We start from the raw sequence: 14,141 nt of genomic DNA, 5'->3' as shown, positions 1-14,141 counted from the left end.
AGCGCCTGCACACGCCGCGTACCCAAGACTAGCCTCGATACAATTCCCCCAGAATGGGTTGCCGAATTCTCGAGGCCTCGTCTCTGAATGACTGGTAATAGTCGAAACTGCTGGCCGGCATATCCAGCACGCTGCTGCTCGTATCGTACGACTGGCTTTGGGTCGACTCACCAGCCCCCGCATTGAACGCGGGCGTGCCCGCATCGGACGAGGATTGGCCGTCGCCGGACGAGGATGTCGCGCGCAAGGCGTTGACCCTGCCCTCTATCGCCCGGCCCAGGTTGGTCGTCCTGACGGTAAAGCGCGTAACACCGAAAACCTTGGAAAAGTTATTGCCGCCACTCGTAACCTCACTCTTAATCAAGGAATCCAGATCCTTGGCTTTTTTGTAAAACCGAAAACCATAGCCCGAAAAACTCTTCACGAACTCACTCGCTCCCTTAGAGGCGGCACCGGACCTGGACGTCGCCGCCAAGCCGGTATAGGTGCTGACAGCCCCTCTGGCAGCCGCCGCAAAACTGACCGTCCATGAAGCAATAGAGAAGCCGAACGACGCCCATCCAAGCCCCTTGAGGTGGTTCGAACGATCCCAACCCATTTGGTGATCGACAGCCTCAATACTCAAGCTCGTAACACTCAGAACGCCTCCTACGCTCCCCAGCCCCGAAATGGACACACCCAGCCCCGCCTTGATGATCGCTGCCGCTGCTGTTGCTTTTGCAGCCACCGCTGCTGTCGTCCCGACTGCTGCAGCTGCAGCGGCTTTCGCCGAATACGCCGCCACAGCTGCCGCAAGCGCTAAGGATCCGGACCCCAGCGACACGACGGCCAATGCCAACGCGGCCCCGGTCAACACCCACTTCAACCAGTTGGGCCACAGCCCATTGGGGTCCATCAGGTTGACCGGGTTGCCGGCACAGTAGGCATAGCTGTTGATCCCTCCCTCATCGATCGGGCTCGTCGGGTCAGCCTGCACGTACATGTATAGAGAAGGGCAGTAGGTCCGCAGACCGTTACCGAGGAAGTACAGGTTGGTCGCCGCATCCAGCCGCTGCCCATTGAACGCCGGCAGTTGCAGGTCGGCCATGCTGCGGACCTTGCCGTCATCCAGGCGGATATGGGTGTCGCCATAGGGCGTGTAGTGCCGTCGCACGTGGGCCTGGCCCGCAGCGGAGATGCCGCGCACACTGCCGGCAGCATCGTTGGCATACACTTGCGGCCCGTCGACGCCACCGGTACGCGCCATCACTTGGTCGCCGCCGTCGGCATAGCGGATTTTCTTGTTGCCTTCCACCAGGGTCTCCAGGCGTTCGCCGTTGTAGGCGAGCATCACCGGCGGCTCATCGCCCCGGGATGCCTGGACCTGGCGCGACTCGGCGTCGTACTGGTAGCTGTACTTGAGCGTGCCGACCTGCACCGTAGTGAGCTGCTCAAAGCTATTGAACGTATAGATGTGGCCCTCTGGGCTCGCTAGCAGGTTGCCCGCCGCATCATAGGTGAGAGTGACTTCCTGCACCGGACGGGTGTGGGTCAGTCGGGTCAACTGGGTAGGGTCGGTGCCGGTAAAATAGCGTTCGCAGGTATCCTGGGTACCATCGGCAAAGAAGGTGATGACCTGGGTAATGTTGTTGAGGCTGTCGAAGGTGAAATCCTCGCCGACAATGCCCCGGCCCAGATGATCCTTGGGGTGTTCAAGCCCGGTACAGCGGTAGGCCTTGAGCCGCAGGTAGGCGTCATAGGTAAACGTCTCGCCGATCAACACCCTTGAACTCGCATCCGTCAGTACCCGCGTCGCCAGCAGGCTGTTGACCCGATAGGTACTGGTCATCACCTGCAGCAGCACGCCGTTTTGCTCAAACGTGCGATCGGTTTCTCGGCCCAGCGCGTCGTACGTCAACCGGGTGAGAATCTTCGTGCGGTCATGGGTGGTGGTCAGGCTCTGAGGCCGGCCCAGCGTATCGTAGCTCTGCTCAATCACCAGGGCGCCGGTGGTGATCTTCGAAAAACGTCCCAGGGCATCGTACTCAAGCTGGCTTTTCTGACCATCGGCGCCGGTTTGTTCAAGCAGTCGCCCGCCGGGAGAATACTGATTCAGGGTGGTCAATGCCGCACCATTGGCGCTCTGCACCTCTTTCTCGACCTGGCCGTATGTGTCGTAAAACAGCTCACGGACCAGTCGGTTGCTCTCCGAGCGTGTCAGTGCACCAGAGACGGGGTCATGCTGGTAGCCACTCTCGGGAAGCCCCGTCATCTCAATCTGGGTGGGCACATCGAGTTCTTTGTCATACGTGAGGCGCTGACGAGCACCACGCGGGGAAACCATGGCCACCGGCGCCAGCCATCCGGCCTCGTATTCCCACGTCGTCGCCTGCCCGGTCCCACGCGCCTGGCGAGTCATGCGACCCAGGCTGTCATAGGTACGGGTCGCCAGCAGCTTGCCGGCTACCGTGAACGCGCGAACCCTGTCGCCACTGCTGGTACCTGGGGCGTACTCGGTTTTGCGTTCGCGTTGCGGGGTGCCGTCGGTGGGCTTTTGCAAGGTAGTCAACAGCCGATCGAACCCGTCATAGCTGAACTCGGTGAGGGTCGCATTGATGTCCCGTGACGTCAGGCAACGGCCCAAGCCATCGTAAGTGCGTGACTCCACTTCGACCTTGTTGCCGTTGGCATCCAGTCGCTCAACCTTGATCGGCTGGTTATGCGCATTGAAATACGTTATGCGCCGTTCACTGCCAACAACGCCTTCCTCGGTCAGATTGAGGCGCGGGTCGTACTCATTGATTGCCACACTCCCATCAGGTCGAGTGACGGTGCTGGCGTTGCCCCAAGGGCTGTAAGTGTAGGTCTGGGGGCTTTCCAGGACGCGCTGGCCGTTGTCCAGGTAATCGTAGCTGACCACTTCCACGGTTTGCCCAAGCGTGTCATACCGCCATGTCCTGATGACACGTTCCTGATTCAGTCCCAGGCGCTGCGCTTCGGACACTTGGCGCCCAGCGCCATCGTAATAGGTAACGGCAGTGACCCCTTTAGCATCCGTGGTGATCAGATGAGCGTGCTTGTCCTCCTGCGCAAAATGGTAGGCGTATTGCCGCGTGGCTTTGCGCAGAGTGCCGGGAGAAACCGTTTCCGCCACCAGCCGGCCACTGACATCAAATGCCAGGTCCAGAGTGCTGTCACCGTCTCGCGTCATCGACAGCAGGCGACGATTGACCAGCGAAAGCGTGCGCTTGGCCTCAAGCCATTGCCTTCCTTGCACTTCGCTCCCATTCAAGCGTCGGGTTTCAATCAGGTTGTCACCTTGAATCACGTAACTGAAATCACTGGTCAACGCCTGCCCGTCGACCGTACTGGTGGTGCTTTTCAAGCGGCCGGCCAGCGCATCGGGGGTTTCGTAGTAAGTCTGCTGCATGGCCAGCCCACCCGCCTGGCTGCTCGATTGCTGCAGCACAAAATAGCTGCTGCCCGTCTGTGGCACGCGGGTATAGGTATATTCCGTGAGCCGGGCAGCAGGTGAGCCGCCCACGGGTACCAGGCGCTCGTGCTTGACGTAGCGTTGGAACAGCTTATGGGGATCCGCCGGGCATCGGCTGCCCTCGCCGGCAATCGGGTAATAGCTGTATTCGGTGCGAATCCCGGAAGTCTCGGTGCGGCTGAGCGGATTGCCGAATTCATCCGTCTCGATATGCTGGATTTCTTCCCTCGCTGCGCCGCCAGCCACCAGTCCATAGCGCTTGGTGATGGTTTTAGGCAGGTGGAGGTTGGCCGGCTGGGCGGGAAACAAGCCATCATTGGTGTTGTAGGTAATGCTGGTTTTAGTCAGCGTCCCCTCGCGCCGGACCAGCTCTTCGGTCAACAGGTGAAACTTGTTGTGGGTGGTCTCGGTGACGCTCAGCACCTGATCATTGGCGTCGCGGCTGGTCTCCTCGGTGGAGTAGTTGTAATCGCTACCGATCAAATACAGGTTGTCTTCGCCTTCGCGAAAACCGCCGGAAAACGGGAAGCCGGTGAAATTCCTGCCCGTACTGTAGACATAGGTTCGGATCATGTCCGGCTGGCTGGCCCCGGGTGACTGCACCCATCTAATGACCCGTGGAATGTACTGGTTGTTAGCGTACTGGTGCCCATTCTCATCATAAGTAATCAGCTCCTGCCCGCCCATCGGCGACTGCACTTGTTCAAGCGCAACCAGCCCATTGCGAAAGGCCGTCCGGTACTTGAACACATAAGCCGCAGTACCCTGCGCTTCACTACGATCATAGGGGGCTGTCACCCCGGTCAGGCGATCATTGGTGTAAGTAAACCGAACACGGGCATAGCGCCCGCCGTCGACCCGCGCATCCGCTGTCACCAACCGCTGACCCGAATAGGTCAATACCAGCAGTTCTTCTTGCTTGTGATTGAGGATACGGTCGAGAAAACCTGTTTTCTCATAGTCAAAGATCAGGCGCTCACCGTTTTCGAACAGCATCGCAACGATGCGGTAGGGCACGTTACTGCCAGTGCGCTCCAGCAGTTCTATGGTGCCGTCCTTGTAAATCACCTGCAGCGTAGAGGACGTCGGCCGCTTGACGACCAGGTCCTTCAGCTTCCGATCCTGGATAACCAGAGTTCCGTTTACGGGAGGTAAAGCCTGGGTTTTGAACTGCTCTCCGCTGAGCAGCGTCAGGCGCTGGGTGCTGATATCAAACTCCGTGTTGCTGAGCCGCCAGCCCAACCCGTAGCCCAATGATGAGGTGTTCATCATCGAGAACATCAGAGTAATGTCCCTGCTCGCCTCAAGGGCACCTTGTGGATACAGGGTTACCAGGCGAATCTGGCTGGAGTATTGGCCTGTACGCACATCGACAGAGCCACTGAGGTAAGAGCTGAAATTGAAAGCGTTGGAGTAGACGTTCATGAGGACATCTCCTAGCGCGGACACCCAGTCAATAAATACCGAACTAGTCAGTCAATTCCAAACTGGGCGTTCCACCCAACTTCAAACGAAACTTGTGTTCGCATCCAAAGTTATCCAGCAGGCTCCAATGTCCGGTGTCCCTGTGCGGCGTCGAGGGCACTCCGCCGTGAAGCTTTAATGCGCGCATTACTTTGAAGCACCGTCGATATTCAATGTCAGGCCCATTACCTGAGTAAATGCCTTGTTGTACATCGGCCATGAACACCCGCTCCTCCAATGAATCCCTTTCGACAAGGATCCCGCTTTTGTCATTAGGAACGCTGATGAAATCCGACGTATTAAAAAACCGTCCTTCATCTTTTATATTCAACGGGTTAGCGATCCCTATATTCTGGATAAATTCCAGACCTCGTGGCGGCGTCCAGTAATGAACATCGATATAAATGTTACGCGCTTTATCCTCAAACGCCCTATTATCAATATAGCGAACCAACTGAGCCACTCTCAACACATAAGGACGCTCTGGCTGAATCTCCACCCAGGAATTAAACGAAGCGTCGTCATCAGTGTAATTTGTCGTATAGACTTTACCGGCTATCTGGATACGCGCCATAAATCGATAGGATTGAATAGGCTGCCCCGCATTAACACGCATATACCGTTCCACCATCTCCAGCGGGCCGCTTGCTATAGAAGGTTTCGCAGGGGACGACGAGAGCGTGGTGCTGTTTGTCTCGCTGCCGCGCGGGGGCCAAAGCCCCGGATCATATTTATTTTTATCCGTATCACAGTGCCATCCGGTGGGAAGGGGTGCATCTGGGTTCGTTGCATACTGAGTCACCGTCAGACTATTACGCTCAGCCGCAGTCAACGCCGCAAACTGCCAGTTACCTGACTCATCCGCGATGTTCTTGGCAATCAGCACCACGAGCTTGCATTGATGGCGACCATTGGTATATAGCGCCCTGGTCTTATCTTCTGCCGTTTCCGTCTGGATCTCGAAATGCCCTAGTCGTACGCTACCCGCTTTCATTTAGATTCTCCCTAAAAGAATAACAACTCTGCGACCCGTGCGTTTCATCCTGACAACGTCAATGCGCCCCCGGAGGCCTTATAACCCAATCGATAACGATGCTCACAGCCGTAATTATCCCTCACTGTCCAATCATTAAACACCGACGGTGCGTCTCCCGGAATGGGACCTGTAAACCGAATCGCCCGCATAATAGTCTCGCGCTTATTAAATTCGATCCGCGGATTTTTGTCAGGGTATACATTGCGCTGAACATTATTCATATAAATAGACTGGCCCATGCCATCTCGCCCTACCACCACTCCCACTTTTGCCGGACCGAACTCACGAGAAAATACTGCTGTAGTGAAGGCGTATCCCTCATGACTCACAGGCACTGGATGACTCACGCCCAAATTATCAAAAAATGAAAGACCGGCAGGAGGCGTCCAATAATAAACAGAGACAAGAACGGTAGGGTTACTGCCCTGATACGCGGTTTCATCCACATACGGTGTCAGCTCATCAACCCCCAATAGATAGGGGCGAACAGGTGAAACAATCACCCAGGACACAGCAGAACCGGCAACATCCGCTGAATTGGTCGTGATTGTTTTGCCATTGATGGTAATGCTCGCCATAAAGCGCTGCGTTTGAATATGCTCGGGTGCCACACGTAAAAAACGCGCCACAACATCTTGCTGGCTGGCCGCTGCACTCGCCTCTGGGAGATCCTCTGTGGAGCCAGGCTTCCAGAGCCCCAGGTTATATTTGTTTTTTTCCTGATCACACCCCCACCCCTCGGGAAGTCCCTGGTGGGGATCGGCGGAAAATTCAGCCAAGGTAATGCTGTTTCGCTGACCAGCAGTCAATGGCACTCGCTCCCAGCGGCCACCAGGGAGTCTTTGTTCAAGGGTGACTTCAATATTGACTTGGCATTGGTGATGACCATTGGCGTAAAGGGCGTTGGTCGACTGCCCACCGCCAGGCAGCGTTACAAAAAATTCAGTAACCCGCAACTCGGACTCCACTGCGCCTCTCGTCTCGAGCTTGATATCGCCATTACTTGCCAGACTTAAAAAATAAGTATGCTCGCGGCCAAAGTTATCGATCAACCGCCATAAACCATTACCCAGTCTTGACTCTGGAAAGACCGTGGAGATAAGCCTCACCGCGCGCATGACCGTAGGTCGCTCATGAAATTTCACAAATGGATTGGGGAACGATATTGGAAGGTTTTTATGAACATCATCCATGCGCAATAACGCCTCGGGCAAATCTTTGTTAACCACAACACCTATCTTGACGCTTAGAGACCCGGCCCCGTAGTTACGGACTTCGAGAGTTTGAAAATTATCACCCTCATTGGGCAAGGCAACCGGCCCATCAATCCCCTTGTTTTCAACAATCCCCAGGCCTGTCGGCAGCACCCAATAATAAACAGCCAACATCGTCAATCCGTATTCATAAGCCTTCGTATCAACATGAGCCACAAGACTATCGATAGGCAGGCCATAAGAAGCCACTGGTTTGACGGTGACCGTCGCCCCATCACTTGATTGACCACTCACCAAGGCGGTTGTATAAGTCGCTCCCTCCAGGTCTATAACGGCCATGAACGCTACGGTTTCCTGCGCGCCCCCCTCTTCTACGCGCAAGTAGCGAACGATAGTGTCCACCTGAGGATCAAGATAACTGAATGACGCTTGAGGCTCTCCCTCTGGTTGATAGAGTCCTGCGCTGTATATATTCTTTTGTTGGTCACAATGCCAATCTTTCGGCAGCAGTTGGTCAGTCTGTGTTGAATAGGCGCACAGCGTGATACTGGCGAACTCTTCGTCGGTCAGGGCTGTACGCTCCCACTCACCCGTCGCCGTCACCACTTCCTTGACCACCTGAATAAGAACCTCGCATTGATGGCGGCCATTGGCATATAACGCGTCGGTTGTTGACGCGCCGTTGGGAAGTGCGACTTTAAAAAGCGCGAGTCGGCAACTGCCAGTCTTCCGGGCCATAATGCTCTCCTGCGGAGATTGAAATTAATCAACTAGAGAAGCCACAGGTGCATTCCAACGATGGGTTGTTGGCCTGTGCCTTACACGCATTAGGAACGCAATAGAGAAGGGTAACAACTGTCAAAGTTGACAGTTGCCCCAATCAAAACGAAATAACCTCAGGGTTTTAAATTCAGTAAAGTGCACTCATGCACTTACACCTTCCAGCGATTCGCCGCCTTATGATCACTGTCCCGCCCTTCCACCCACCGCGGCCCTTCGCTGGTATTTTCCTTCTTCCAGAACGGTGCGCGGGTCTTGAGGTAGTCCATCACAAACGCACAGGCATCAAACGCCGCCTGGCGATGGGCACTGGCAGCCGCGACGAACACGATGGGCTCGCCAGGCTCCAGGGCGCCGATGCGGTGCAGCACTTCCAGCTTGAGCAGCGGCCAGCGCTGCTCAGCCTCGACGGCGATCTTGGCCAGGGCTTTTTCGGTCATGCCGGGATAGTGCTCGAGGAACATCCCCGCCACATCGAGGCCATCGTTGAAATCGCGCACATAGCCGACAAAGCTCACCACTGCGCCGACGCCGACATTGGCGGCGTGCATGGCGTTGACTTCGGCGCCGGGGTCAAAGGGCTGGGCCTGCACACGAATGGCCATGCTCAGCCTCCGGTCACGGGCGGGAAGAACGCCACTTCGTCGCCGGCCTGCAACGACTCGTCGAGGGTGCACAGTTCCTGGTTGCGCGCGCACATCAGGCTGGTTTCGTTCAACACCGCGAATTCGGGATCGCCCGCCAATGCCTGGCGCACAGCCTCGACGGTGGCAAAATCGCCTTCCATCTCCAGGGAGTCCAAACCGATCACTTCGCTGTAGCGCGCAAAAAACAGTACGTTGATGCTCATGCCTGGTCCGCCTTGAAATGCCCGCTTTTACCGCCGAGCTTTTCCAGCAGGCGGATGCTTTCGATGGTCATGCCGCGGTCCACCGCCTTGCACATGTCGTAGATCGTCAGTGCCGCGACGCTGGCGGCGGTGAGGGCTTCCATCTCCACGCCGGTCTGGCCGGAGAGTTTGCAGCGCGCGAGGATATGCACCACGTCCACGCCCTCGGCGCTGAGCTCGACCTTGACGCCGGTGAGCATCAGCGGGTGGCACAGGGGGATCAGGTCACTGGTTTTTTTCGCCGCCTGGATCCCGGCGATGCGGGCCACGGCAAACACGTCGCCCTTGGGATGGGCGCCGTCGACAATCATTTTCAGGGTCTCGGGCAGCATGCGCACCCGCGCTTCAGCCACCGCCTCACGGAACGTCACGGCTTTGTCGGTGACGTCGACCATATGGGCGCGACCTTGGGAATCGAGATGAGTCAGCACAGCGGTACTCCTGATCAGGAGCGTCGATTGTAAACCCAACGCAGATCAAAAGGTGGGAGCTGGCTTTTGTGGGAGTCGGGCTTGCCCGCGATGCAGGCACCTCGGTATGTCAGTTACACCGAGGTGATGCTATCGCAGGCAAGCCAGCTCCCACATTGACCGTGGTTACAGGTGGGATTCGGCGTATTCGGCCAGAATCGAACGTGGGACACCCTGCAGGGCGATGTGCACGCCGTTCGGGAAGTCCTTGAAGCGTTCCGTCAGGTAAGTCAGCCCGGAGCTGGTCGCGGACAGGTAAGGGGTGTCGATCTGTGCCAGGTTGCCCAGGCACACCACTTTGGAACCGGCGCCGGCACGGGTGATGATGGTTTTCATCTGGTGCGGGGTGAGGTTCTGGCATTCATCGATCAAAATCAGGCTTTGCTGGAAGCTGCGACCTCGGATGTAGTTGAGGGATTTGAACTGCAACGGCACTTTGCTGAGGATGTAGTCGACGCTGCCATGGGTGTTTTCGTCATCCATGTGCAAGGCTTCGAGGTTGTCGGTGATCGCCCCCAGCCACGGCTCCATTTTTTCCGCCTCGGTGCCGGGCAGGAAACCGATTTCCTGGTCCAGGCCCTGCACGCTGCGGGTGGCGATGATGCGGCGATAGCGCTTGGTCACCATGGTCTGCTCGATGGCGGCAGCCAGGGCGAGGATGGTTTTCCCCGAACCCGCGGCGCCGGTCAGGTTGACCAGGTGGATGTCCGGGTCGAGCAGCGCATACAGCGCCAGGCTCTGGTAGATATCACGCGGTTTCAGGCCCCAGGCTTCCTGGTGCAACAGGGGTTCCTGATGCAGGTCGAGGATCAGCAGCTTGTCGACCTGGATTTCTTTGATCCAGCCCACGAAGCCCTGTTCGTCGATGATGAACTCGTTGATGTGCACGGCCGGCAGGTTGTCGATCAACTGTACCTGGTGCCAGGTGCGGCCATGGTCCTGACGGGTTTCAACTTTGCTGACCAGGTCCCAGAAGGAACCCGTCACAGTGTGATACCCACGGGAGAGCATCGACACGTCGTCGACCAGTTGGTCGGTGCTGTAGTCCTCGGCAGCGATCCCACACGCTCGTGCCTTGAGGCGCATATTGATGTCTTTGGTCACCAGCACCAGGCGCAGGTCCTTGTCGCGTGCGTGCAGGTCGATCAATTGGTTGATGATTTTGTTGTCGTTCAGATTTTCCGGCAGCAGGCTGTTGGGCTCGCTGCGCTTGCTCATCAGAATCGACAGCAAGCCCTTGGGCCCGCTTTTGCCGCGCTGGATCGGCACACCGACTTCAACGTCGTCAGGTGACGCTTCGCCCAGGGTCTTGTCGATCAGGCGGATGGCCTGGCGGCATTCGGCAGCCACGCTGTGGTGCCCGCTTTTGAGTTTGTCGAGCTCCTCAAGCACGATCATCGGGATGGCGACGTGGTGTTCTTCGAAGTTAAGCAGTGCGTTCGGATCGTGGATCAGTACGTTGGTATCAAGCACATAAAGGATTGGCTGGTCGGAAGAAGGGTTACGTCCATGATCATCCATACTCGGTCACCTTTGTGGGAGCCAGTCGACGCAATACCGCAACAGTGCTGCGCCTCGATTCGACCACCGACTGCACCTGAGTGACGTCAAGTGCAGTGCCCACATGAGGAGTCTTGGAAGACGCCACCTGTGTTGCAGGTTTCGGCGATCTGACTTCGTAATACCGCAAAACCCATGACAGGAAAAAGCACTTTGACGCATTTTTGAAGTTTATTTTTCAGGATGACGAATAGCACTAGCCGAGTGCCATGGACCCCGTTAAAGTCGGAAGTCCGCCTGCATCGAAATGTCGCACGAAATCACCCCGAAAATGCCGCATCCCCAACAGGGCCGGGCACTTCGGTCTTTTCAGCGAAACGCCTCCCGGCAGTCCTGCCAACCCAATCCGCTTTGCCCCGTCGCCTGCAATAATATCGGCAACGCCACCCGCGCCTTATCCTGGGTGTCGTGAAACACAATCACCCCTTTGCGCCACAGCAACATCAACGTCAGCACCCGTTGCGCCGACTCATCGGCCTTGAGCTTGCCCGGTTCGTCCTGGGAATCGATATCCCACAACGCCACTTGCAGGCCCTGGGCCTGGAAGAACCCCTGGCTGTCCGCGCGACGCTGACCGTAGGGCGGCCGAAACAGCGGCAGGTAGTTTTCCGGCATCAGGTTCTGCGCGAGCGAGGCACTGCGGGTAATGGAGCCCTGCCAGTCGACCCAATGGCTATGGGAGCGATACTGCCAGCCCTGGGTGCCGACGCACTGGCCCTGGTACAGCGCCTGCACATCGGCCACCGAGCTGCGCTCGACGCGCGTCTGCAGGCTGCTGCCGAGGACGAAGAAGGTCGCGTTCATCTTCTGCTTGCGCAGGTAATCGGTGAGCCAGTCGGTATTGCCGCTCACCGGTGCCGGGCCGCCATCGAAGGTCAGCAGGAACAGCCGGTCATTGAACTCGTCTCCATTGCGCTCGTGATCGCCAAAGCGCGCGATTTCGCTGCTGATCTGCGGAAACAGCGCGGCCTTGCGCAGCAGCTCGTCCAGGTAACGTTCGTGGAACGCGTGGCTGGGGCCGGCCCAGCCTATATAGAAGGAGTTTTCGCTGACCTCGAACTTGCCGGCCTGCTCGCGCAGGTCATCCATGTTTTCCACCAGGTAGCAGAACGAAGCATCTTCCTCGCAGCTTTGCTGGGCGAACGTGTAGTTCTCCAGCAGGCGCTGCCAGAGCTGGCGACGCAAGTCGTCGATGGACGCCATGTTGATGATCTTCAAGCCCAGGCGTTGCTTGAGCGCGGCTTCATCCTGATTCTCGCTGGCGAGCAGGCTGTGGGCGAACATCAGGATTTCCGCGCGCGAGGCCACGTCGAACAGCGCCGGGCTGCCGAGCTTTTCGGGCCAGGTGCCACGGTCCAGGCTGGCGACATCCACCGGCGCCGCCTGGGCGGTCAGGCAGAGCAGGCAAGCTGATAATAAAAGCGCGATTCGCACCTAGGGTCTCCCTCTCCAGAGTCGTCGGCCACTATAGCCGATACACCCCATCCCACGCTGGCTCCCGCAGTTTTGGTGTCTATTGCCTTGATAGGTGGAGTCAAAACGCCCCAGCCCCTAGAATCCCCTCCACGATTACAGGAGCCAACTTCATGCTGATGGTGATTTCCCCCGCCAAAACCCTCGATTTCGAGTCAAAGCCGGTAAACCCGCGCTTCACCCAGCCGCAATACCTTGACCACTCCCAGGAGTTGATCGAGCAATTGCGCGGCCTGAGCCCGGCGCAAATCAGCGAGTTGATGCACGTATCCGACAAGATCGGCGGCCTCAACGCCGCGCGTTTTGGCAGTTGGACTCCCGCTTTCACGCCGGACAATGCCAAGCAGGCGCTGCTGGCGTTCAAGGGCGATGTCTACACCGGCCTGAACGCCGAGACCTTCAGCGATGCCGATTTCTCCTACGCCCAGGACCACCTGCGCATGCTCTCGGGCCTCTACGGCCTGCTGCGCCCGCTGGACCTGATGATGCCGTACCGCCTGGAGATGGGCACCAAACTGGCCAACGCCCGTGGCAAGGACCTGTATGCCTTCTGGGGCACCCGCATCAGCGAATGGCTCAACGAGGCCCTGGCCGAACAAGGTGACGACGTGCTGCTCAACCTGGCCTCCAATGAGTACTTCTCGGCGGTCAAGCGCACGGCCCTGAACGCGCGCATCATCAATACCGAGTTCAAGGACCTGAAGAACGGCCAGTACAAGATCATCAGCTTCTACGCCAAGAAGGCCCGGGGCATGATGAGCCGCTTCGTCATCGAGGAGCGCATCAACGACCCGGCCAAGCTCAAGCAATTCGACGTGCAGGGTTATCGCTTCAATGCAGAGCAGTCCAAGCCGGATAACCTGGTGTTTTTGCGCGATCACGCACCGGAATAAGGCCCAGCTCCGCCCTCACTGACGCTAAAGATCAAAGGTGGGAGCGGGCTTGCTCGCGAAACGACCTATCAGTCAGCATATCTTTGCCTGACAGACCGCTTTCGCGAGCAAGCCCGCTCCCACATTTTTTGTGCGCATTCCAGTGCGCAAATAGTCATTATTTTGGCGTCAAAAAATATCTTGACGCATCTCTAACAATTCTTTCACTCGACATTTCCAATTTTTTTTCGTAGTGGCACCACTTTTTTCAAACCGTGGTGGCACAAAACTATCTCTGCGCGCCAACTCCCTACAACTACTGGCCCAAATAGCAAGTGCTATCACTGTACTACCAGTGCCATCTTTTCTAATATTTCAAGAAATTTCGGGAAACAGGATGAGCGGCCCGGAACTTCACCTTAAAGCGCCGCTCATACCACCGGTAACGAAATTCTCTGTTTCTGTAAGAGATGACTTACATAACGATCCACGGAAGTAGCAAAGTTGCCCCATCAACTTTGACTCACGGGTCACATCATCAACTGATATGAGTTGAGGGCAGCGATAAGGATGAATTGCTAACCCCTATAGGCCAAGGCAGCGCTTACCCAAATGTGTCGGTGCCAACGCTCAAGCCATTGATATTAAAGGGCTAACTGCCTCTATCAAGGCTCTACGGCGCCGGCGTCAGGCCCTTCCACCCGGAAGCCTGGCTGCATTTTAGGGCAAGCCCCAATAACAAGGCCAAGTTGCGCACACCTTGAGTGCAATAGTTAGTCACTCACTATTTAACCTGCCTGTACGCGGTAAGTCGGCGTCTATTCGCCCAACTTCCGTGTGAACAGTGACGTTTGCAAACATGAACTCCGGCCATCTATTGGCATGATTAACACCGTCTTCAATGACAAAGA

9 protein-coding genes are annotated in these 14,141 nt (G+C 57.0%); 1 reads left to right on the top strand and 8 read right to left on the bottom strand.

The window, feature by feature from the left end:
- Positions 1–28: 28 nt before the first annotated feature.
- From AC07OJ_RS06765 to AC07OJ_RS06730, 8 genes are all read right to left on the bottom strand, one after another.
- On the bottom strand, positions 29–4,897 hold the full coding sequence (locus tag AC07OJ_RS06765; protein ID WP_495094280.1) for an RHS repeat domain-containing protein: 4,869 nt from the start codon (positions 4,895–4,897) through the stop codon (positions 29–31).
- Positions 4,898–4,940: 43 nt separating this feature from the next.
- The gene (locus AC07OJ_RS06760; RefSeq protein WP_495094279.1) at positions 4,941–5,930 is read right to left on the bottom strand and encodes a hypothetical protein; all 990 of its coding nucleotides are present in this window, start codon (positions 5,928–5,930) and stop codon (positions 4,941–4,943) included.
- A 44-nt stretch (positions 5,931–5,974) separates the two neighbouring features.
- The gene (locus AC07OJ_RS06755) at positions 5,975–7,924 is read right to left on the bottom strand and encodes a hypothetical protein (protein ID WP_495094278.1); all 1,950 of its coding nucleotides are present in this window, start codon (positions 7,922–7,924) and stop codon (positions 5,975–5,977) included.
- Between the two features lie 194 nt (positions 7,925–8,118).
- A complete protein-coding gene (gene moaE, locus AC07OJ_RS06750) occupies positions 8,119–8,571 on the bottom strand; it encodes a molybdopterin synthase catalytic subunit MoaE (RefSeq protein WP_065907035.1) in 453 nt (150 codons plus the stop codon).
- A gap of 2 nt (positions 8,572–8,573) precedes the next feature.
- Positions 8,574–8,816 carry a molybdopterin converting factor subunit 1 gene (gene moaD, locus AC07OJ_RS06745; RefSeq protein ID WP_495094277.1) on the bottom strand — a complete coding sequence of 81 codons (243 nt, stop codon included), beginning with the start codon at positions 8,814–8,816 and terminating at the stop codon, positions 8,574–8,576.
- Entirely contained in the window at positions 8,813–9,286 is a 474-nt protein-coding gene (gene moaC / locus AC07OJ_RS06740) for a cyclic pyranopterin monophosphate synthase MoaC (RefSeq protein ID WP_065907039.1), read from the bottom strand. Before moaC ends, moaD begins: the two co-directional genes overlap by 4 nt.
- Before the next feature lie 165 nt (positions 9,287–9,451).
- Positions 9,452–10,846, bottom strand: coding sequence for a PhoH family protein (locus tag AC07OJ_RS06735; protein WP_017135209.1), 1,395 nt, complete (start codon positions 10,844–10,846; stop codon positions 9,452–9,454).
- A gap of 348 nt (positions 10,847–11,194) precedes the next feature.
- Positions 11,195–12,319, bottom strand: coding sequence for a polysaccharide deacetylase family protein (locus tag AC07OJ_RS06730; protein ID WP_065907040.1), 1,125 nt, complete (start codon positions 12,317–12,319; stop codon positions 11,195–11,197).
- 152 nt (positions 12,320–12,471) lie between these two features.
- Between AC07OJ_RS06730 and yaaA the strand changes: the two genes are divergently transcribed.
- Positions 12,472–13,251: a peroxide stress protein YaaA gene (yaaA, locus tag AC07OJ_RS06725; protein WP_495094276.1), complete on the top strand. Its 780-nt coding sequence runs from the start codon at positions 12,472–12,474 to the stop codon at positions 13,249–13,251.
- The last annotated feature ends 890 nt before the right edge of the window (positions 13,252–14,141 follow it).

Source organism: Pseudomonas sp. GW821-FHT09C08 (assembly GCF_059418125.1).
This window is presented reverse-complemented; position numbering and strand designations above follow the sequence as displayed.